This is a genomic window from Streptomyces sp. NPDC001544 (genome assembly GCF_042894285.1).
GTDB lineage: Bacteria > Actinomycetota > Actinomycetes > Streptomycetales > Streptomycetaceae > Streptomyces.
This window is the reverse complement of record NZ_JBIAVN010000005.1, coordinates 309,740-329,925: the sequence shown is the minus strand read 5'-3', so window position 1 is coordinate 329,925 and position 20,186 is coordinate 309,740. Positions and strand designations below refer to the sequence as shown.

The 20,186-nt window shown below is 73.2% G+C and carries 14 protein-coding genes; 7 read left to right on the top strand and 7 right to left on the bottom strand.

What is annotated here, in order from left to right:
- The first annotated feature begins 90 nt into the window (after positions 1–90).
- On the top strand, positions 91–2,277 hold the full coding sequence (locus ACFY0F_RS16555) for a ricin-type beta-trefoil lectin domain protein (protein ID WP_388793763.1): 2,187 nt from the start codon (positions 91–93) through the stop codon (positions 2,275–2,277).
- A gap of 38 nt (positions 2,278–2,315) precedes the next feature.
- On the opposite strand, the gene ACFY0F_RS16550 is transcribed toward ACFY0F_RS16555, so the two are convergent.
- From ACFY0F_RS16550 to ACFY0F_RS16530, 5 genes are all read right to left on the bottom strand, one after another.
- On the bottom strand, positions 2,316–2,807 hold the full coding sequence (locus ACFY0F_RS16550) for a universal stress protein (protein ID WP_388793761.1): 492 nt from the start codon (positions 2,805–2,807) through the stop codon (positions 2,316–2,318).
- 51 nt (positions 2,808–2,858) lie between these two features.
- The gene (locus tag ACFY0F_RS16545) at positions 2,859–4,154 is read right to left on the bottom strand and encodes an arsenic transporter (protein WP_388793759.1); all 1,296 of its coding nucleotides are present in this window, start codon (positions 4,152–4,154) and stop codon (positions 2,859–2,861) included.
- Between the two features lie 23 nt (positions 4,155–4,177).
- On the bottom strand, positions 4,178–5,413 hold the full coding sequence (locus tag ACFY0F_RS16540; protein WP_388793757.1) for a hypothetical protein: 1,236 nt from the start codon (positions 5,411–5,413) through the stop codon (positions 4,178–4,180).
- 214 nt (positions 5,414–5,627) lie between these two features.
- A complete protein-coding gene (locus ACFY0F_RS16535) occupies positions 5,628–6,335 on the bottom strand; it encodes a DUF4232 domain-containing protein (protein WP_388793756.1) in 708 nt (235 codons plus the stop codon).
- 231 nt (positions 6,336–6,566) lie between these two features.
- Positions 6,567–7,970, bottom strand: coding sequence for a serine/threonine-protein kinase (locus tag ACFY0F_RS16530; RefSeq protein ID WP_388793754.1), 1,404 nt, complete (start codon positions 7,968–7,970; stop codon positions 6,567–6,569).
- A gap of 46 nt (positions 7,971–8,016) precedes the next feature.
- On the opposite strand from ACFY0F_RS16530, the gene ACFY0F_RS16525 reads away from it, so the two are divergent.
- A complete protein-coding gene (locus ACFY0F_RS16525; RefSeq protein WP_388793752.1) occupies positions 8,017–8,565 on the top strand; it encodes an RNA polymerase sigma factor in 549 nt (182 codons plus the stop codon).
- Between the two features lie 8 nt (positions 8,566–8,573).
- On the opposite strand, the gene ACFY0F_RS16520 is transcribed toward ACFY0F_RS16525, so the two are convergent.
- Complete coding sequence (locus ACFY0F_RS16520; protein ID WP_388793750.1) at positions 8,574–10,964, bottom strand: SpoIIE family protein phosphatase; 2,391 nt, start codon at positions 10,962–10,964, stop codon at positions 8,574–8,576.
- A gap of 245 nt (positions 10,965–11,209) precedes the next feature.
- Here ACFY0F_RS16520 and ACFY0F_RS16515 point away from each other — a divergent pair, with 245 nt between their 5' ends.
- The 5 genes from ACFY0F_RS16515 to ACFY0F_RS16495 all read left to right on the top strand — a co-directional run bounded on the left by ACFY0F_RS16515 (position 11,210) and on the right by ACFY0F_RS16495 (position 19,417).
- Positions 11,210–14,314, top strand: coding sequence for a glycoside hydrolase family 2 TIM barrel-domain containing protein (locus tag ACFY0F_RS16515; RefSeq protein WP_388793748.1), 3,105 nt, complete (start codon positions 11,210–11,212; stop codon positions 14,312–14,314).
- A gap of 152 nt (positions 14,315–14,466) precedes the next feature.
- Entirely contained in the window at positions 14,467–16,707 is a 2,241-nt protein-coding gene (locus tag ACFY0F_RS16510) for a glycoside hydrolase family 9 protein (protein ID WP_388793746.1), read from the top strand.
- Between the two features lie 83 nt (positions 16,708–16,790).
- A complete protein-coding gene (locus ACFY0F_RS16505) occupies positions 16,791–17,030 on the top strand; it encodes a hypothetical protein (RefSeq protein ID WP_388793744.1) in 240 nt (79 codons plus the stop codon).
- A gap of 3 nt (positions 17,031–17,033) precedes the next feature.
- Positions 17,034–17,411 (top strand): toxin Doc, encoded by a 378-nt coding sequence (locus ACFY0F_RS16500; protein WP_388793742.1) that lies wholly within the window; start codon positions 17,034–17,036, stop codon positions 17,409–17,411.
- A 371-nt stretch (positions 17,412–17,782) separates the two neighbouring features.
- Positions 17,783–19,417: an RICIN domain-containing protein gene (locus tag ACFY0F_RS16495; RefSeq protein ID WP_388793740.1), complete on the top strand. Its 1,635-nt coding sequence runs from the start codon at positions 17,783–17,785 to the stop codon at positions 19,415–19,417.
- A gap of 16 nt (positions 19,418–19,433) precedes the next feature.
- Here the strand turns inward: ACFY0F_RS16495 and ACFY0F_RS16490 are convergent, their stop codons facing one another.
- On the bottom strand, positions 19,434–20,138 hold the full coding sequence (locus ACFY0F_RS16490; RefSeq protein ID WP_388793738.1) for an alpha/beta fold hydrolase: 705 nt from the start codon (positions 20,136–20,138) through the stop codon (positions 19,434–19,436).
- Positions 20,139–20,186: the final 48 nt, after the last annotated feature.

Below are 20,186 nucleotides of genomic sequence, written 5' to 3'. Positions count from 1 at the left end.
CGTACGGGTGTCCCGATCGTGTCGCAGGGCCGGATACCATACCCCCTGGTATGGACTAAATCCCGTGTGGCGTCTTGGAGGAATGCACCGGTGAATGACGCAGGCCTGTCGAATTCCCCCACTCCGCCTCAGCCGTTCGACGTCCCTGACGAGCAGCTCAGCGCGGAGCTGAAGAAGTGGACAGGAGCGACGCCCGCGCTGCATCCCGTCGGTGAACTCCTCGACCGGCACTGGGAAGCGGCCTTCGCCTACGCCCGGCTGTGCACCGACGGACCGCGTGCGGCCGGCATGCTCACCACCGCTGCCTTCACCCGGCTCTTCGGCGCCACCATCAGGCAGGCGGGGCCGACCTCGGCCTGGAGACCCGAACTCCTGGTGACCGTGCGCCGTATCGCGGCGGAATGGGACAACGACGGCCGGCAGGAACTCCTCCACCCCGAGCTGCGCTCCGGCACCGGCGACGGCGAACGCGCCGCTGTCCGGATGCTGCCCCCCGCCTACCGGCGACTGATCTCCCGCGCGTTCCAGCGGCTGCCCCAGTCCGCCCGCGCCGTGCTGTGGCACACCGAGGTCGAGGCCGAACCCCTCGCGACCCCCGCCGCGCTGCTGGGCCTGGACGAGGAGGGCGCCCGCGTGGAACTCGGGCGTGCCCGTGAGCGGCTGCGCGACGAATGCCTGCAGGCCCACCGCGAACTCGCCGAGGACGACGAGTGCCTGCGCTACATACGGATGCTGGACGTGACCTACCGGCGGGCCGGCGTCGACGTCGACCCCGACCTCCAGCGGCATCTGAACGGCTGCCGGCACTGCCGGCACACCGCCGACCAGCTGGACGGGTTCAACACCGGGCTCGGCCTCTCCCTGGCCGAGGCGGTGCTCGGCTGGGGCGCCGCGGCCTACGTCGAGTCCCGGGCGGCCCGCGCCGAGGCGCCCGCCGGGCAGGAAGGCGGCGCCCCGTCGGCCGGGGACGAGCACGCGGCCGCCATCGCGGCGGGCCTCACCGGCGGCAGTCCCCTCACCGGCGCGGCACCCGGCCTGGCGGGCGGTGAGTCCTTCACCGATCCGGCCCCGGGAGCCTTCACGGGCGCTCCCTTCACCAACCCCGCGGCGGCCCCGCCGCGCGGCGCGTCCCCGGTCGCCCCGGAACCCGTCCTCATGGCGGACGACGGGGCCGCCCCGGCCGCGTCCGGCGGTGAGCCCCGCCGGCCCCGTGGTGCGCGCCGCGCCGAGCGCCCCGGCTCCGGCGGCACCGCGCCCCGGAGCAGGCGCCGGAGCACCTCTCGCGCGTCCGCCCCGGACGGGGAAGCGGCCGCCGACACCTCGAGCCCCGCCTCCCGCCGTTCCGCGCAGCGGGCCGCCCGCCGTGTCCGGCGGCGCAACCTCTCCGTGGCCGTGGCCACCGTGAGCGGGCTGGTCGTGCTGCCGCTGGTGCTGTGGACGGTGCTCGGCTCCGGCGACGGCGCCGCCCCCGCCGCGAGCGGCAAGGACGGCAAGAAGCCCGGTTCCGGCTCCTCGACCACGAACCCGTCCTGGGTCGGGTCCGGCCAGACCGCCAAGGGCACCCTGCGCGGCCGGCTGCACAACCTCGCCTCCGGCCTGTGCGTCGGCGTCGTCGGCAAGAAGGCCGTCGAGGGCGCCGAGACCGAGCTGGCCACCTGTTCCTCGACGGCGAGCCAGCAGTGGACGTACGAGACCGACGGGCAGCTGCGCAGCGCCGCCGATCCCGGCCTGTGCCTCGACTCCCACCTCGGCTACTCGGTCCAGCTCGCCCCGTGCACGGCCGCGTCCGGCGTCAATGTGCGCTACGACTTCACCCTCCAGGGAGCCCTGGTGCCGCGCGGGGAGCAGGACCTGGCGCTGGCCCCCGCGGCCACCGACGGCGCGGGTGCCCTCGTCGTCAAGACCCGTGTGGACAGCGACGTCCAGCGCTGGGTGATCGACACCTCCAAGTCGGACCTGCAGATGCAGAACGTCAACTGGGACGCCGACAGCGCGCCCCTGGCCACGTCCTCGGCCCCGGTCACGCCCAAGTCCGCGAAGACCCCCTCGCCGGCCCCCACCCCGTCGAGCCCCCGGCCTGCCGCCTCGCCGAGTGCGAAGCCGACGCCGTCGAGCACCGCCTCCACCGACATGTGCGCCTACAACCCGTACTACTGCGGCTGGGGCGGCCGGAACGGCGGCCAGTACGGCGACGGACGGGGCGGCCAGTACGGCGGCGGGTGGGGTGGCGGCACCGGCTACGGAGACGGCTCGGGCTTCGGCCACGGGGGCCGCTGACCCTCCAGCCGATCCCCCAGAGGCAGGCGACCCCGTCCTCAGTGGTGCGGCCCAGGGGCGGGCGGCATCGTGGTCAGGGCCGGGGCCGCCTCCGGCCACACCAGCAGTACCGGGCACGGGGCGTGGTCCACGGCGAAGCGCACGGCCGGGCCCAGGCTGTGCGGCCCGAGGCGCGCCCGGTCCCCGTCGCGGGCCAGTACCAGCAGATCGGCGCCCTCGGCGGCGGCCACCACCTCCCGCTCGACCCGCCCGGCCCGCTCCAGCCGGGTGCAGGGCCGCCCCAGCCGCTCGGCCGCCGCCTGAAGGAGCTCCGCGGCCGAGCGGCCGCCGAGGCCCTCCAGCCGGGTGCCCGGATCCCGGTTCGGACGGCCACGGCCCAGCAGCCCCGCGAAGGCGCCGTGCGCGACGCCCGGCACATCCGGTCCGCTGACATGCAGCAGCACCACGTCGGACGCGTTCGGGGCGTGGGTGCCCACGGCGTCCACGCAGGCGGGCCAGGTGCCCTCGACGAGCCACACGATCACACGCATTGCGGTCGGCCTCCCTCGGTCGCACACCTGCTGTCTCACACACCCGCTGTCTCACACCACCTGCAGTGACCCCCACAGTGCCACCACGGCCAGGACGAGCGCCGACGGCACGGCCAGCAGTCCGAGCCGGGTGAACTCCCCGAGGTCCACATCATGGTCGTGCTGGTGCACGATCCGCCGCCACAACAGCGTCGCCAGCGAGCCCGCGTACGTCAGGTTCGGGCCGATGTTCACCCCGAGCAGCACCGCCAGCACGGCACCGGGCCCGGCCGGCGCGGCCAGCGGCAGCAGGACCAGCACGGCGGGCAGGTTGTTGATCAGGTTGGCCAGGACCGCGGCCAGCGCGGCCGTGCCGAGCAGCGCCGGCAGCCCCGTACCGCCGGGCAGCACATGCCCGAGCGCGTCGGCGAGCCCGTTGTCCACCACCGCGCGCACCACGATCCCCAGCGCCAGCACGAACGCCAGGAACCCCGGGGCCGCCGCCCGCACCACCGTCATCGGCGTCGCCCGCCGCCGCAGCAGCGCCCGGCCGGCGAGCACCAGCGCCCCCGCCGCCGCGGCCCACGCCGGATCGACGCCGACCGCGGACGCCACCACGAACCCCGCCAGCGTGCACGCCACGGTCACCAGCGCGAACAGCGGCAGTCCGGGCGGCTCCCCGGCCTCGTCCGAGCCCGGGGCCGCCGCCGACAGGTCACGGGCGAAGAACCGCCGGAACACCGCGTACTCCGCGCCGATCGCCACCAGCCACGGCAGCGCCATCAGCGCGGCGAACCGGGTGAAGCCCAGCCCGCTCGCCGTGAAGGCCAGCAGGTTGGTCAGATTGGACACCGGCAGCAGCAGCGACGCCGTGTTCGACAGATGGGTGCAGGCGTAGACGTGCGGCTTGGGCCGTACCCCCGTACGGGCGGCCGTGGCGAACACCACCGGCGTCAGCAGCACCACAGTCGCGTCCAGACTGAGCACCGCCGTGATCACCGAGGCCAGCGCGAACACCGCCGTCAGCAACCGCACCGGCCGCCCGGCCGCCCGGCGGCCCATCCACGCCCCGCACCACTCGAACAGGCCCTCGACGTCACAGAAGTGCGCCAGCACCAGCACCGCCGCCAGGAACCCGACCACCGGGCCCAGCCGCTCGGCCTCGGCCCGGGCGTGGTCCACGGAGATCGCGCCGGTGGCGACGGCGATCCCGGCCGCGGGAACGGCAAGCACCGCCTCCGGCCAGCCGAAGGGCCGCACCACGGCCCAGGCGAGCACGGCGACGAGCAGAACGATCGACAGGGCCTCGGCGAGCGGGGTGTTCAGGGCTCGGTCCTTCGCTTCGGTGATCGACGAGTGCCCGCCCATGAAAGCAGACGTCGGTAAGAGGTCTACGACGCCCCCGTCCCCGCCGCGCCCAGGAACTCCGCCCAGCCGCCGGCCGGGGACTGCCCCGGGCCGAGCGTGCGCATCCGGCGCAGGACGGCCGGGTCCTGCGCCTCCAGCCACGCCACCAACTGCTTGAAGGAGACGAAGCGCACGTCGTCGTACTCGGCCATCCGGCCGATGGCCTCCTCGACGGCGTCCATGTAGATGCCGCCGTTCCAGCGCTCGAAGTGGTTGCCGACGAAGAAGGGCGCGCGGTTGGTGGTGTAGGCGCGGTGGAAGCCCGCCAGGTACGTGTCGCGGGCCTGCGCGCGCCACGCGTCGTACCGGGAGCGGTCGCCCAGCGGGTTTCCGGCGGACTGGTTGTACATCATGTTGTAGTCCATGGAGAGGACCTGGAAGGAGTGGCCGGAGAAGGGTATCGACTGCAGCGGGAAGTCCCAGATCCGGTTGCCCTGCACCTTGCCAGGCCAGATCTGCAGCCCGCCGGGCGAACTGGCGTCGTACTTCCAGCCCAGCGCGGCCGCCGTCGGCAGCAGCGCGGCCTGGCCCTCCAGGCAGGGGGTGCGGCCGCCGATCAGCTCCTTGCGGTAGTCGAAGGGCAGCGGGTCGAGATCGGTGAAGCCGGTGTTGGTCCGCCACTCGGTGACGAAGCGGACCGCCTGGTCTATCTCGCTGCGCCACTCGGCGCTCGACCAGTTGCGCACCCCGTCCGCGCCGCAGAAGTGCCCGTTGAAGTGCGTCCCGATCTCGTGGCCCTCCAGCCAGGCCGAACGCACCTGCTGGAGCGTGGCGTGGATGTGCCGGTCGGCGAGGTAGCCGATCGCGGACGCGCCGACCGGGTGCTGCGGCGGGTGGTAGAGGTGCTTCTTGGACTCGGGCAGCGTGTAGATGCCGCTGAGGAAGAAGGTCATCTTCGCCCCGTGGTCGGCGGCCACCTTGCGGAACCGGGAGAACAGCCTGTTGCTGAGCTCGCCCGCGCCGTCCCAGGAGAACACCACGAACTGCGGCGGCCGGGTACCCGGCTTCATCCGCGTGGCCTTCGGCTGGTGCGGCTGGGCCCCGGTGTCGGCGGTGGACCCGTCACCGATCTTCTTCAGCGGCCGGGCCTGCGCCGTGCTCCGGCCGCCCTTGGAGCCGCCCCCCAGGGACATTCCCCCGGCCGAGCAGGCCGAGAGCGCGCCCAGGGTGCCCGCCGTGGCTCCCGCGGTCAGCAGACGCCTGCGTGAGATGCCGCTCATGTCTCGTCCCCGATTTCCTCGTCGCGGCCCCGTCGGGGGCCTCATCGCTGTTGCGGTCGACGGGTTCGATGGGCGGCTGCGGCCAAAAGATCGGGGCGGACGGTGCCTGTTCCCGTCCTGTGACAGTCGGGACGCGGCGATGACGAACCCCGCCGCCCGGGGGAGTGGCGGCGGGGTCCGGGTCAGGGCCCGTGCGGGCGGGCCTGCGGGTGGATCAGGCGCCGGTGCCGGGAGCGATGACGGTCAGGAAGACGGACGAGGAGTTGCCGGACACCGGCACCGCACCGGCCGTCCACTTCACCTTGAGCTGGTCCCGCTCGTCCGGCGGGGTGACCAGGAGCGCGGCGGGCGTCGCCGTCCTCGCCTCGCTGATCTCCGGGTTGGAGAAGCTCAGGCCGGCCCACGCGCTCTGTCCCGGCTTCAGCGTGACCGTGGCGGCCTTGCCGGAGGAGCGCTTGGGGTCCGGGCCGAGCTGGGCGCCGGAGGCGTTCACGAAGGCGGCGCCGGGATAGCCGTGCAGGGTGCAGGTGCGGGCGGACTTGTTGGTGAGCACGACGGGGAAGTTCTCCTGACCCGCGCCCGGGTTGTTGCGGCCCACGGCGGCACTCAGCTCCGAGGTGTGGCAGCGGGTGCTCCTGGCCGCGTCCACCGTGCCGTCACCACCCGTGCCCGCCGTGGCGGTGGGCTGCCGCGACGACGGGGTGCCGGCCGGGGACGCGGCGCTCGGCGACGCGGGGGCGCTGCCGCCCGAGGTGTGCGTCGTCGCACCCGTCGGCCCGTCCGACGCGGGGGAGGCGTTGCCCGGCACCTTCTGCGGAGCACCGCCCCCCGTGTCGTCGCCGCATGCGCTCATGAGGCCCAGTACGGCGACCGCACTGCCGAGCACGGCCGCTCCACGCAAGGACCGGGAGGTGTACGCCATGTCTCTCAACACTCCTGCAAGGTCGTGGCACGCGCCCTGTCGGCGGGTGTCCGCGGCGCCCCGTGCGCCGTCATGAGAGTCCGATGCGCCGAGCGGCCGCGAAGTTCGCGGTCCGCGCGGCTTTTTCGCCCGTTCTTCCGTACGGATTCCTTCCGCACGGGTGTTTTCCGTGCGGCGTCTGCGTGGGATGTGTCCCTTGGGTCTTCCCCTCCGGTCGGTGCGTGTCACCCGTCAGGTGACCCGGAGGGAGCGGAGTATGCGCTCCGTCGCGTCGGCGGCCTCCCCGGTCTGGCGTATCTGCACATACGCCTGAGGCTGTGCCGTGCCGTTCGCCGGGCGCAGCGCGGTCTCGCTGATCGAGCCGCCGCCCGGGCAGGCGCTCCAGGTGCGGATCCGGCCCTGCCACGCCGCGGCGGTGTAGGCGCGGCTGCCGTCGTAGTGGCAGCCGCCGTGGGCGAGCGCGTTCACCTTCGCGGTGACGTCGCCGTGTTCGCTCAGGCCGACGAACACCCCGTCCACCCCGGCACCGAGGTCCGGCCACTTCGCGAGGTCGTCGGCGACCGCGAGCCCCGGCTCGTGCCCCGAGGCCAACCCCAGCGCCTTCGGGTCCCAGCCGGCGTCGCGCAGTTGGCGGCCCCAGCCGGAGGGCACCTCGGCCGCGATCCGGCCGGTGGAGTCCTCGACCCGCACCTCGTCGGGCGGCGAAGCGGCCGAGGAGCGCCCGTGGACCAGCGTCACCGTGACGGCCGCGGCCACGGCGGCCAGGACCGCGGCGACCGTGAGGGTGAGGGCGCCGATCCTCCCGCGCACGCCGTCGAGCCGGCGCCGTCGCGGGGCGGCGGGCGCCCGCACGGCCAGCCGGTCCAGTTCGTCCGCGAACGCCGTCGCGTCCGGCCAGCGCCGCTCGCGGTCCGGCTCCAGCGCCCGCATCAGGGCGCGCTGCTCCTCGTCGGCGAGGTCCGGGCGCAGCCGCCGCGGGGGTACGACCCGGCCCGGCGGACCCGGGACCACGCCGGTGACCAGCTCGTAGCCGACCGCGCCCAGAGCGTAGACGTCGGCCCGGGCGTCTATGCCGGTGCCGGGCTCGGCCTGCTCCGGCGGCTGGTACCCGGCCGAACCGGCGGCCAGGGTCAGCCCCGAGGCCTGGGCCAGGCTCTTGGCGAGGCCCAGGTCTGCCAGCAGCACCCGCAGGCTGCCGTCCGGCGCGGTGCGCAGCAGCACATTGCTCGGCTTGACGTCCCGGTGCACGATGCCCGCGTCGTGCAGGGCCGCCGCGCCGCGGGCCGCCAGCGCGGTCAGCCGCAGCGCCTCGGGCACCGGCAGCGGGCCGTCGGCCAGCCGGTCGGCGAGGGTGCCGGCGTCGGCGTACTCCATGACGAAGTACGGCCTGCCGTCGGGGAGTTCACCGATGTCGTAGAGCTGCACCACCCGGCCGGAGTCGGCCTTGCGCAGCAGGCGTGCCTCGGACAGGAACCGGTCGCGGACGTCGAGGCGGTGCGACCAGTTCTCGGCGAGGACCTTCACCGCCACCGGAGCCTCGAGCTGGTCGTCGTGGGCGAGCCACACCGTGCCGAACGCGCCGGAGCCCAGGCGGCGTTGCAGGCGGTAGCGGCCGATCCGCTCGAGGGAGTGCATACGACTATCATGCCTGCTCGGAGATCGGATCCAAGGGGGACCTGCGGTGTACGACGCGGCGCTGACCGAAGACCTCGCCCGGCGTGCCGCCGCGGGTGATCCGGCGGCCCTGGAGCGGTTGCTGGCTCAGGTGCGGCCCGAGGCCGTCCGGCGCTGCGGACGCTTCCTGCCCTGCCGGGAGGACGCGGAGGAGGCCGCACAGGACGTGCTGCTGCAGATCGCCCGGCGGATCTCCACCTTCGAGGGCCGCAGCCGTTTCAGCACCTGGCTGTACACCGTCGTCGCCAACTGCGCCCGGCAGAAGTACCGCGAGCTGAAGCGGTGGGCCGCCGAGCAGCCGGCCGCGATCGAGCCCGCCGCGTACGTCGACCCGCGCACCACCAGTGTCATCGCGGGCTCCCGCATCGACCTGCTGGAGGCGCTGGACCGCCTGGAGCGGGAGCACCCGCACCTGGTCGCGCCGCTGGTCTACCGGGACATCTGCCAGTTGGAGTACGCCGAGGTCGCCGAGCGTATCGGGATCCCGCTGGGCACCCTGAAGTCCCGGCTGCACGAGGCCCGCAAGCAGGTGCGGCCCTGGCTGACCGCGTCCTGACCCACGGCCTACTGCTCTTCCTGGTACAGCTCCAGCTCCGCCCAGATGGTCTTGCCCTCGGCCGTGTGCCGGCTGCCCCAGCGCTGGGTGAGCTGGGCGACCAGCAGCAGCCCGCGGCCCCCCTCGTCGAAGGTCTTGGCGCGGCGCAGGTGCGGGGCGGTGTGGCTGGTGTCGGACACCTCGCAGATCAGCGTCGTCGCGTCCTGGATCAGCCGTAGCCGGATCGGGCGTGCTCCGTACCGGATGGCGTTGGTGACCAGCTCGCTGACCACCAGTTCCGCCGTGAAGGCCAGCTCGCTCAGCGACCAGTGCTCCAGTTGCTCGACGACCTGCTTGCGGATCGGGGCGACCAGCGCCGGGTCGGCCGGGATGTCCCACGTCGCCACCTGGGAGGCGGGGAGGCCCTGGGTGCGGGCGAGCAGCAGCGCCACGTCGTCGGCCGAGCCGCCCTGGGGGAGCAGGGCGCGCAGGATCCGGTCGCAGGTCTCCTCCAGCGAGCCCGCGTGTCCTGCCAGGGCCTCGTTCAGCAGCCGGTGGCCGGTCTCCGCGTCCCGGTCGCGGGATTCGACCAGGCCGTTGGTGTACAGGGAGAGGACGCTGCCCTCGGGCAGCTCCAGCTCGGCGGACTCGAAGGGCAGTCCGCCCAGGCCCAGCGGGGGCCCGGCCGGCAGGTCGATCTGCCGGGGCGCCCTGCCGGGCAGCAGCAGCACGGGCGCGGGGTGCCCCGCGCGGGCCAGTGTGCAGCGGCGCGACACCGGGTCGTAGACGGCGTACAGGCAGGTCGCGCCGACCTCGCCGGTGCCGCTGCCGTCGCCGCCCGACTCCTCGGCCAGCCGCAGCACCAGGTCGTCGAGGTGGGTGAGCAGTTCGTCGGGGGCGAGGTCGATGTCGGCGAGGGTGCGTACCGCGGTGCGCAGCCGGCCCATGGTGGCCGAGGCCTGGATGCCGTGGCCGACGACGTCTCCGACGACCATCGCGACCCGCATCCCGGACAGCGGGATCACGTCGAACCAGTCGCCGCCCACCCCGGCACGCGCCGCGGGCAGGTAGCGGGACGCGGCGAGCAGGGCGGCCGTGCGCGGCAGGGTGCGGGGGAGCAGGCTGCGCTGGAGGGCGAGGGCGGTTTCCCGCTCCCGGGAGTAACGGCGGGCGTTGTCGATGCAGACGCCGGCGCGGGCCGTGATCTCCTCGGCGAGCAGCACGTCGTCCGCGGTGAAGGGGCCCGACCGCCGGTACCGGGTGAGCACCGCGACCCCCAGGGTCAGACCGCGGGCCCGGATCGGCACGGACATCGTGGCGTGGATGCCGAGTTCCCGTACCCGTTCGGCGCGCGTCGGGCTCCAGGCCAGCCACTGTTCCAGGTCGCGGGAGGCCGTGGAGGCGATGATCGTGCGGCCCGCCGTGAGCGAGGCCCCCTGCGGGGACGAGGCCGGATAGAGGTCGGCCTGACCGGGCTGGGCCACGGCCTCCGGGGTGCCCGGCAGCAGGGACCGGTGCGCGACCCGGCGCAGCCGGACCGGGGCGGTGACACCGGCCGGGGGCTCGCCGCCGTACTCCTGGGGATCGAGCAGGTCGACGGTGACGAAGTCGCCGAGCGCCGGCACGCACATGTCGGCCAGTTCCTGGGCGGTGGTGACGACGTCGAGGGTGGTGCCGATGCGCACGCTCGCCTCGTTGACTATCTGGAGCCGCTCCCGGGCCAGGTGCTGCTCGGTGAAGTCGTGGGAGGCGAGGCACACCCCCCGTACCCGGCCGGAGTCGTCGGTGATCGGGGCCATGCGGGCCAGCCAGGCGTATCCGCGGCCGTCGGCGCCGATCGGCACGTGGGAGTGCACGTCGTACCCGCGGCCGGTGATGAGCACCCGGTGCAGGTGCTGCTCGATGTCCACGCTCTGCGGCCGGCCGTTGATCTCGGGCATGCGCAGCCCGCGCAGCCGCTCCTGCGGCAGACCGAGTTCCTCGGCCATGGCGTCGTTCATCCGGCGCAGTCGCAGCCGTTCGTCGTAGATGGCGATCGCGCAGGGTGACTGCAGGAGCTCGACCCGCTCCAGTGGGTCGTCGGGCGAGGGCGGCGCGTCCCCGTCCAACGGGGTGACCACGAGCCAGCGGCCCGGGTGGTCGCCGTTCGGCGGGGTGTGGTGGGCGAGCACCCACACGGACACCGCCGAGCCGTCACGGTGGCAGAGGGTGACCATGCCGTACCAGCGGTCCGCACCGCGGGCGAAGGGCAGGGCCTTGTCCCCGCCGGCCAGCATGGTCACGGCGGAGCGGCCCAGGATGTCGGCGGAGTTCCAGCCCAGCAGCCGCCGGGCGCCGGCGTTCCACTCCAGCAGGGTGCCCCGGTCGTCGATGACAGCCCGCGCCGTCGCGCCGTCGTCGAACGGATACACCGGGCTCATGGTCGCACTCCATCGCGCACACTCACTGTGAACACGGGCGTTACTCGGGGTCCAGCCTAGTGCGTCCCGCTGCAGGCAACCCCCGCGGGGACGCGGGCCGCGTCAAGGGCCGGATCCGGCCGATGTCGCCCGTGGGGCAGGTGTACGGCCCCGCACCCTTGACTGACCCTTGTGGCATCACGTCAGAATCTGTGCGTTCACGATCAGTTGTGAGTACTTCTGGGCCCTGATGAGGGAGAGCCGCCATGACGGTCACTCGCAGATCGGTTTTGGTCGCCGCCACGGCGGCCCCGGCGGCCGGAGCGCTCCTCGGCGCACCGGCCGCCGGGGCCGCCGAGGCGCTCGGCACCGCCGAGGCGTCCGGTGACGCGGGGGGACGCCGCACCGTCCCCCTGCGCGATGGCTGGCGCTTCGCGCTGGTCGACCCGGGCGGCATCACCGACCCGACCGGCGCGTACGCGAACGCCGCCGACCCCGGGTACGACGACTCCGCCTGGCGCGAGGTCGCGGTACCCCATGACTGGAGCATCGAGCAGACCCCGACCACCGAGCACGGCACGACCAGCGGCACCGGGTTCTTCCCTGGCGGCCTCGGCTGGTACCGCCTCGCCTTCACCCTGCCGCCCGCCTGCGCGGGCAAGCGGATCTCCGTGGAGTTCGACGGCGTCTACATGGACTCGTACGTCCACTGCAACGGCACCCAGGTGGGCCGGCACCCCTACGGCTACACCGGCTTCGCCTTCGACCTGACCGACCTGGTGCACACCGACGGCACCACGAAGAACGTCCTCGCGGTCAAGGTCCAGAACCAGTTGCCGAGCAGCCGCTGGTACTCCGGCAGCGGCATCTACCGCGAGGCCCGCCTGGTGGTGACCGACCCCGTGCACGTGGCCCGCTGGGGCACGTACGTCACCACGCCGGACATCACCGCCGAGCGGGCCGTCGTCCGGGTGCGCACCGACGTGGTGAACGAGACCGGCGGCGGCACGGACGTGCGGGTCCTGACCCGGATCCTCGATCCCGGGGGCCGCACGGTCGCCCGTACGTCCTCCACGGTGGCCGTCTCCGGCAGGGCGAGCGAGACCCACGAACTCGCCGTCGCCCGTCCCCGCCTGTGGGACTTCGACGCCCCGCACCGCTACACCGCGGTCACCGAACTCCGGGCCGGCGGCCGGACCACCGACACCTACCGCACCACCTTCGGCATCCGCTCCTACCGCTTCGACCCGGACGAGGGCTTCTCCCTCAACGGCACCCACGCCAAGATCAAGGGCGTCGACCTCCACCACGATCAGGGCGCCCTCGGCGCGGCGATCAGCATCGACGCGGTGCGCCGGCAGATGACCCTCATGAAGTCGATGGGCGTCAACGCCTTCCGCACCTCACACAACCCGCCCTCGCCCCAGATGATCGAGGTCTGCGAGGAACTGGGCATCGTGATGATGGTGGAGGCCTTCGACTGCTGGAAGACCGGCAAGACCAGGTACGACTACGGGCGGTTCTTCGACGAGTGGTGCGAGAAGGACGCCACCGAGATGGTCCTCGCCGCGCGCAACTCGCCCGCCGTCGTGCTGTGGTCGATCGGCAACGAGATCCCCGACTCCACCACCACCGCCGGGCTCGCCATGGCGGACCGGATCATCGGTGCGATCAAGGCGGCGGACGACACCCGGCCGGTCGTCATCGGCTCGAACAAGTACCACGGCGTGCCCGCCACGGGCTCCCCGGCGGACCTCATGCTCGCCAAGCTGGACGGCCTGGGCCTCAACTACAACACCGCCAAGTCGGTCGACGCCCTGCACGCGAAGTACCCGAAGCTGTTCCTCTTCGAGTCGGAGTCCTCCTCCGAGACCTCGACCCGCGGCAGCTACCAGGAGCCCGAGCACCTCAACACCGGCGAGAACCACACACCCGGCAGGCGGGAGGTCTCCTCCTACGACAACAACCTCGCCTCCTGGACGATGAGCGGCGAGTACGGCCACAAGAAGGACCGGGACCGCAAGTGGTTCGCCGGCCAGTTCCTGTGGTCGGGCATCGACTACATCGGCGAGCCGACACCGTACGACGTCTTCCCGGTCAAGGCGTCCTTCTTCGGCGCGGTCGACACCGCCGGTTTCCCCAAGGACATGTACCACCTGTTCCGCAGCCAGTGGGTGAGCGAACCGATGGTGCACCTGGTGCCGATGACCTGGAACCACGAGCCGGGGGACACGGTGGAGGTCTGGGCGTACGCCAACGTCCCGTCCGTGGAGCTGTTCCTCAACGGGAAGTCACTGGGCGTGCGGGAGTTCGACACCAAGCAGACCACCGACGGCCGCACCTACCTGGAGACCACCGAGGCCACCGGCGACGACAAGACCTTCACCGGCGGCCCCTACCCGGGCAGCTACACCAGCCCGAACGGCAGCGCGGGCAAGCTGCATCTGACCTGGAAGGTGCCGTTCGCGCCCGGCGAGCTCAAGGCGGTGGCCCGGCGGGACGGCAAGGTGGTCGCGCGTGATGTGCTGCGCACGGCCGGGGCCCCGCACGCGGTGCGCCTCACCGCCGACCGCGGATCCCTGGCGGCCGACGGCCGTTCCCTGGTCTTCGTGACCGCCGAGATCGTCGACGCGCACGGGGTGGTGGTGCCCGACGCCGAGCACCTCATCGCCTTCGACGTGCGAGGCGGCTCCCTCGCCGGCCTCGACAACGGGCGCGAGGAGAGCGCCGAGCGCTACCAGGCCCGCACCCGCACCGCCTTCCACGGCAAGGCCCTGGCCATCGTGCGCTCCGGCACGAAGCCGGGCACCCTGAAGGTCACGGCGCGGGTGGAGGGGCTGCGGGCGGACACGGTGACCGTCCGCACCAAGCCCGCCCGCTCGGTGGTCCGCACGCCGGCCCCCGACTTCCCGGACGACCACCCGGCGCCGCGCGATCTCCCCTACGCGGACGCCAGTTACTCCGGGCGTCCGGACACCCTGCCCGCCGCCATGCTCGACGGCGACCCCGCGACCGGCTGGTCCAACGCCTTCTCGAAGTCGGCGACGGCGCTGTTGCCCGCGTTCAACGGGGCCCGGGCGGAGGACTGGGTGTCCGTCGACTTCGGCCGCACCCGTACCTTCGACCGGGTGGAGGCCGCCTTCACCGTCGACGCGACGCACACGCTGCCCGCGTCGGTCGACGTCGCCGTGTGGGACGGGACCGAGTACGCGCCGGTGACGGGCTCGCGCGTGGACTGGGCGACCACCTCGGACACCGCCACGGTGATCACCTTCGACGCGGTCCGGGGTTCACGCATCCGGCTCACCCTGACCAGCGCCCACCCGGGGGAGGCCAAGGGGGCGGTACGGATCACCCGGCTCGACGTCTAGGACGGGGCGTCAAGCGTCGGGTGGGTCGGGGGCGTCAAGTGGGTCCGGGCGGGAATCCGTCCCGTCCGGACCGTTGACGGCGTGTCATGTCTGACACAGCATGGCCTGCGACCGTATTTGGGAGCGCTCCCACCTCACTCGAGGAGCCCGCCGTGAAACGACGCAGAACCGCCCTGCTCGCCGTGACCGCCCTCCTCGCCGCGGCATTCACGGCGCTGCCGACCGCACAGGCCGGCGCCGACGAGGTCGAACAGGTGCGGAACGGCACCTTCGACACCACCGCCGACCCGTGGTGGACCAGCAACGTCACCGCGGGCCTGTCCGACGGGCGGCTCTGCGCCGACGTGCCCGGCGGCACGGCCAACCGCTGGGACTCGGCCATCGGACAGAACGACATCACCCTGGTCAAGGGGGAGTCGTACCGGTTCTCCTTCAAGGCGTCCGGTTCGCCCGAGGGACACGTGGTGCGGGCGGTCGTCGGGCTCCAGGTGTCCCCGTACGACACCTGGTACGAGACGAGCCCGCAGCTCACCCCCTCCGGCGACGGCTACTCCTACACCTTCACCTCGCCGGTCGACACCAGTCAGGCACAGGTCGCCTTCCAGGTGGGCGGCGCCGCGGACGCCTGGCGGTTCTGCCTGGACGACGTGTCGCTGCTGGGCGGCGTCCCGCCAGAGGTGTACGAGCCCGACACCGGGCCGCGCGTCCGGGTCAACCAGGCCGGCTACCTGCCGGGCGGGCCGAAGAACGCCACCCTGGTCACCGACGCCACCACGAGGCTGCCCTGGCAGCTGAGGAACGCCGGCGGCAGGACGGTCGCCCACGGCTGGACCGTGCCGCGCGGCACCGACGCCTCCTCCGCGCAGAACGTCCAGTCGATCGACTTCGGCACCTACCGCCGGCGCGGCAAGGACTTCACACTGGTCGCCGACGGGGAGACCAGCCGCCCCTTCGACATCGGTACGGGTACCTACGAGGAACTGCGCCGCGACTCGCTGAAGTACTACTACACACAGCGCAGCGGCATCGCGATCAGCGACGCGCTCCGCCCCGGCTACGGCAGGCCCGCCGGGCACCTGAACACCGCCCCGAACCAGGGCGACGCGCACGTCCCCTGCCAACCGGGCCTGTGCGACTACACCCTCGACGTCACCGGCGGCTGGTACGACGCCGGCGACCACGGCAAGTACGTCGTCAACGGTGGCATCGCCACCTGGGAGCTGCTCAGCACCTACGAACGCTCCCTGCACGCCCGCACCGGCGAACCCGGAAAGCTGGGTGACGGCTCCCTCGCCCTCCCCGAGAGCGGCAACAAGGTGCCCGACGTCCTCGACGAGGCCCGCTGGGAACTGGAGTTCCTGCTGAAGATGCAGGTACCGGACGGACAGCCCCTCGCGGGCATGGCGCACAGCAAGGTCCACGATGCCCAGTGGACCGGTCTACCACTGCTGCCCAGTGAGGACCCGCAGAAACGGGAGCTGCACGCCCCGACCACCCAGGCCACCCTCAACCTGGCGGCGACCGCCGCCCAGGCGGCACGCCTGTACCGCCCCTACGACCGCGCCTTCGCCGCCCGCGCCCTGACGGCCGCGCGCAAGGCCTGGGCGGCCGCCCTCGCCCATCCCACGACGTACCCGGACCCGAACGACGGCACCGGCGGCGGCGCCTACCCCGACGACGACGCCACCGACGAGTTCTACTGGGCGGCGGCCGAGCTGTACCTGACTACGGGTGAGAAGCAGTTCGCCGACCACGTACTCTCCTCGCCGCTGCACACCGCCGACATCTTCGGCAGCCTGGGCTTCGACTGGGGCCGCACCGCGGCGGCGGGACGTCTGGACCTGGCGACCGTACCCAGCAAGCTCCCCGGCCGCGACAAGGTGCGCCGGTCGGTGACCAGGGCGGCCGACACCTACCTGGCGACCGCGAGGTCACAGCCGTACGGCATGCCGTACGCGCCGGACGGCAACCGCTACGACTGGGGCTCCAACGCCCAGGTCCTCAACAACGCCCACGTCATCGCGACCGCCTACGACCTCACCGGCGCCGCGAAGTACCGCGACGGCGCGGTCCAGAGCATGGACTACGTCCTCGGCCGCAACGCGCTCAACATCTCCTACGTCACCGGATACGGCGAGGTCGCCGCCCACAACGAGCACAGTCGCTGGTACGCCCACGAACTCGACCCGGCCCTCCCGAACCCGCCGAAGGGAACCCTCGCCGGCGGCCCCAACTCGGGCATACAGGACCCGTACGCGCAGAGCAGACTGCTCGGCTGCGTCGGCCAGTTCTGCTACATCGACGACATCCAGTCCTGGTCGACCAACGAGACCGCGATCAACTGGAACGCGGCCCTGGCCTGGATGGCTTCGTTCGTGGCGGACCAGAGATAGCACACGCGGCCGCGGGTACCTTTGCAAACGTCGTCTGACCTGGGGGTATTTACGCTTGAGTACCCGCGCGCTATTTTTGGGGCATGCCAGCTCTCAACGTGGAGTTCAGCGAGCGCGAGCTAGAGGACCTGCGGCAGATCGCCAAGGAGCGTGGGACGTCGATGAAGGCCCTGGTGCGCGAGGCGGCCGCGGCCGACATCGCCCGGCACCGCGCCCTGCAGGAAGGCGCCCAGGAGTTCCGCCGCTTCTTCGCCACGCACGCCGACGAGTTCGCGGCCGCGTTCCCGGACGACGAACCCCCCGGCAAGGGCGAGGCCGCCTGACCCATGTCACCAGTCCTCCATATCGACGTGCCGTGGCTGCTCCAGCGCCACGAGGAAGTGCTGCCCGAGCAGCCGACGATCAACGACTTCTCGGCGCTGGTCGCCGCCGTCGCCCGGCACCGGGTGGATCCGCCGCGCCTCGGCGTGGACTCCGACCCGGCCTGGCGCGCCGCGGCCCTGCTGCACACCCTCGCCCTGCTCAGGCCGCTGCCGTCGGCCAACGCGCGGTTCGCCTGTGCGACGGCGGTGTCGTACATGTTCGTCAGCGGGGCCGGCATCGACCCGCCCTACGGGGCCCTCGTCGACCTCGCCCGGGACCTGATGTCCGGCAAGACCGACGTCTACGGCGCGGCCGACCGGCTCCGTTCCTGGCAGATCTGATCACCGGATCCGGCGGCCGGTCCGGCACCCGCCCCCGCCGACAGGGGAAGAAGCCCCGGGCCGGCCGGGGCCGCCGGCCGAGGGCGGGAGGAACACGGCCGGCGGCCGGAATCGCGCAGCAGAGCCGCCGTCCTGCGCGGGGGCCCGCGAACAGGCCGGCTCCCAGTGCACTCCCCGGCGGCGGGCGCGGGGAGCGTGCGCGGCGGTCCGGCGTGTGCGCGCGCTTCACACGGGGCGCACGGACAGGCGAAGCCAGACCGATGACCTGAAGTTCTGTCAGAGGTAAGGATGCGGTCCAACGCCTTGTTGGGCTTTGGTGAGTTGTGCAAGGGTGAGCCACTCGAGCGCACACGCACCAAAGGATTCACCCCGTGCCCACCCCCCACCCCCCTCGTCCTCCGTACCCGCCGTCCGGCGGTGCTCCCGGAGAGTCCGACGAATCACTCGCCGAACGACTGCGCGGCCGGGAGGACGAAGAGGCCACCTCCGCCATCGCCCTGCTCATGGCACGGCACTGGCAGCCGGCCGAGGACTACGCGGCCGTCTGCCTCGCCACCCAGGGCGCCGTCGTCCGCATGGTCACCGCCACCGCCTTCCACCGGGTCCTCGACCGGCTGGCGCTGGGTGAACCGGCCGACGCGCTGCGGCCCCGGCTGCTGGTGACCGTGCGGGACACGGCCGCACACTGGTCGGCCGACGACCGCCTGCCCGAGGTGCTGCCGGACCTGGCGAAACCGGCCGGGGGCCGCGGCTTGCGCACCGTGAAGTCCATGACCCCGGACAACCGCGCCCTCGCCGAGCGCTCCTACCGGGGTCTGATGCCGCTCGCCCAGTGCCTGCTGTGGCACACCGAGGTCGAGGCCGAGCCCCTCACCGTCCCGGCGGGTCTGCTCGGCATGGACGCCGACACCGCGGCGGCCGGGCTGGAGCAGGCCCGGGAAGCCTTCCGGCGGGGCTGCGTCCGCGCCCACCGGGAGCTCGCGCCCAGCAAGGACTGCCGCTTCTACAACCGCCTCCTCGACGTGCCGATCCGGCGCGGCGGCGACCTGCTGCCCGACGTGCAGCAGCACCTGTCCGAATGCCGCTACTGCCGGCACGCCGCCGAGCAACTCGGCCAGATCGAGGCCGGTACCGGCATCCTGCTCGCCGAAGCCGTGCTCGGCTGGGGTGCCCGCCGCTATCTCGACTCCCGCCCGGGACGGGCCGGTTCTGACGCACCGCGCACCCGCGGCGCCTCCTGGCGCACCGGCGGACGGCCCGGCGGGGGAGCGCGCCACCGCATGCTGGGGCGGATGCCCCTGTCGGCACTCCGCGTCCCCCGGACAGCCCCGTCGCCGAGGACCCTGCTCACCTCAGTCGGTCTGGCCTCGGCCGGACTGCTCGCCACCGCCCTGGTGGCCGGCCTGTGGCCGGACGGCGGGGACACCACCGACCCGGTCGCCTCGACGGGTGCCTCCGGTGCCCGGAGCACGCCCGACGCCTCCCCCTCCCCGCCCGGCGCGGCACAATTGCCCGCCACGACCCGGGGCACCCGGCTGCGCAACGCGGCCGCCGGGCTCTGCCTGGACATCGACGGCACCCCCAAGGCCGGGGCGGGCGTCGAGCTGGCGGCGTGTTCGCCGGCCTCCACCCAGCAGTGGACGTACGAGACCGAAGGACTGCTGCGCAGCGCCGCCGATCCCGGCCTCTGCCTCGACTCGCACGCGGACGCCGGGGTGGTCATCCTCGGCACCTGCGCGGACGAGAAGACGGGCCGGACCGGCGACGTGCGCTACGACCTCACCGTGCAGGGCGAGTTGCTGCCCCGCTGGGACGAGACCCTCGCCCTGGCCACCGCGGGGAAGGACACCGGCGCCGACATCGTCGTGAAGGTCCGTGACAGATCGGCCGGCCAGCGCTGGCTCACCGACCCGCCGTCGGCGAGCCCCGGCTCCCTGTCGATCACCGGCACCGAGGCGCCGCCCGCCCGGCCGGCCGGACTGCCGGAGCGGGAGGCGCGCGGCTGACGGCGGCCGGGCAGGGTCAGGCGACGGTGGCCGACTCGTGCAGGATCCGGGCCAGTTCGCGGGGCCGGGAGAACATCGGCCAGTGGCCGGTGTCCAGCTCGGCCAGTTCCCAGCTTTCGCTCCTCAGCAGGTCGGCGACCGCGGGCAGCGGCGTGCGCCCGTCCAGGACGCACTTGACATAGGTCGCCGGGAGGTCGCCCAACGGGCGCTTGAGGACGGCCGGTTCGGTCAGAGTGGCGCCCGGGTGCGGGGTGCCCTCGGCGACGATGCGGTGGATCTGCTCCTGGTCGAGGTCCTGGCCCTCGTAGGCGGCCGGGGGCAGGGGCGGCCAGACGCCGTCGTGCGCGTCGAGGGACTGCCGTATGTGGTCGCTGGGAAAGCCGTCGAGGAACGACTCCCCGTCGACCGGCACGTTGGAGTCCACGAACACCACGCGTCGCAGCCGCCCGCCGATCCGTTCGGCCGCCTGGCCGACGGGCACCCCCGAGTAGCTGTGCCCGACCAGGACGACGTCCCGCGGACCGAGGTGCTCGATCCTGTCCACCTCGTCCAGGACGTCCTGGACGTGCGTCTGCTGTCCTGCGGCCACCGCCTTCTTCTCGGCGAGGCCGGACAGGGTCAGCGCACGGACGTCGTGTCCGGCCGCGCGCAGTTCGGCCGCCACCTCCTCCCACGCCCACGCTCCGAGCCAAGCCCCCGCCACCAGTACGTAGTTGGTCATGCCGACAAGGTAGCCGAGGGGTCCGGCAACGCTCCGGCCGCCGGGACG

What these genes read in the sequence shown, in the direction of transcription:
- ACFY0F_RS16535 (WP_388793756.1), bottom strand. Translation starts at nt 6,335, where the DNA reads ATGGCGTACACCTCCCGGTCCTTGCGTGGAGCGGCCGTGCTCGGCAGT.
- ACFY0F_RS16515 (WP_388793748.1), top strand. Translation starts at nt 11,210, where the DNA reads ATGACGGTCACTCGCAGATCGGTTTTGGTCGCCGCCACGGCGGCCCCG.
- ACFY0F_RS16545 (WP_388793759.1), bottom strand. Translation starts at nt 4,154, where the DNA reads ATGGGCGGGCACTCGTCGATCACCGAAGCGAAGGACCGAGCCCTGAAC.
- ACFY0F_RS16550 (WP_388793761.1), bottom strand. Translation starts at nt 2,807, where the DNA reads ATGCGTGTGATCGTGTGGCTCGTCGAGGGCACCTGGCCCGCCTGCGTG.
- ACFY0F_RS16530 (WP_388793754.1), bottom strand. Translation starts at nt 7,970, where the DNA reads ATGCACTCCCTCGAGCGGATCGGCCGCTACCGCCTGCAACGCCGCCTG.
- ACFY0F_RS16500 (WP_388793742.1), top strand. Translation starts at nt 17,034, where the DNA reads ATGTCACCAGTCCTCCATATCGACGTGCCGTGGCTGCTCCAGCGCCAC.
- ACFY0F_RS16490 (WP_388793738.1), bottom strand. Translation starts at nt 20,138, where the DNA reads ATGACCAACTACGTACTGGTGGCGGGGGCTTGGCTCGGAGCGTGGGCG.
- ACFY0F_RS16520 (WP_388793750.1), bottom strand. Translation starts at nt 10,964, where the DNA reads ATGAGCCCGGTGTATCCGTTCGACGACGGCGCGACGGCGCGGGCTGTC.
- ACFY0F_RS16505 (WP_388793744.1), top strand. Translation starts at nt 16,791, where the DNA reads ATGCCAGCTCTCAACGTGGAGTTCAGCGAGCGCGAGCTAGAGGACCTG.
- ACFY0F_RS16540 (WP_388793757.1), bottom strand. Translation starts at nt 5,413, where the DNA reads ATGAGCGGCATCTCACGCAGGCGTCTGCTGACCGCGGGAGCCACGGCG.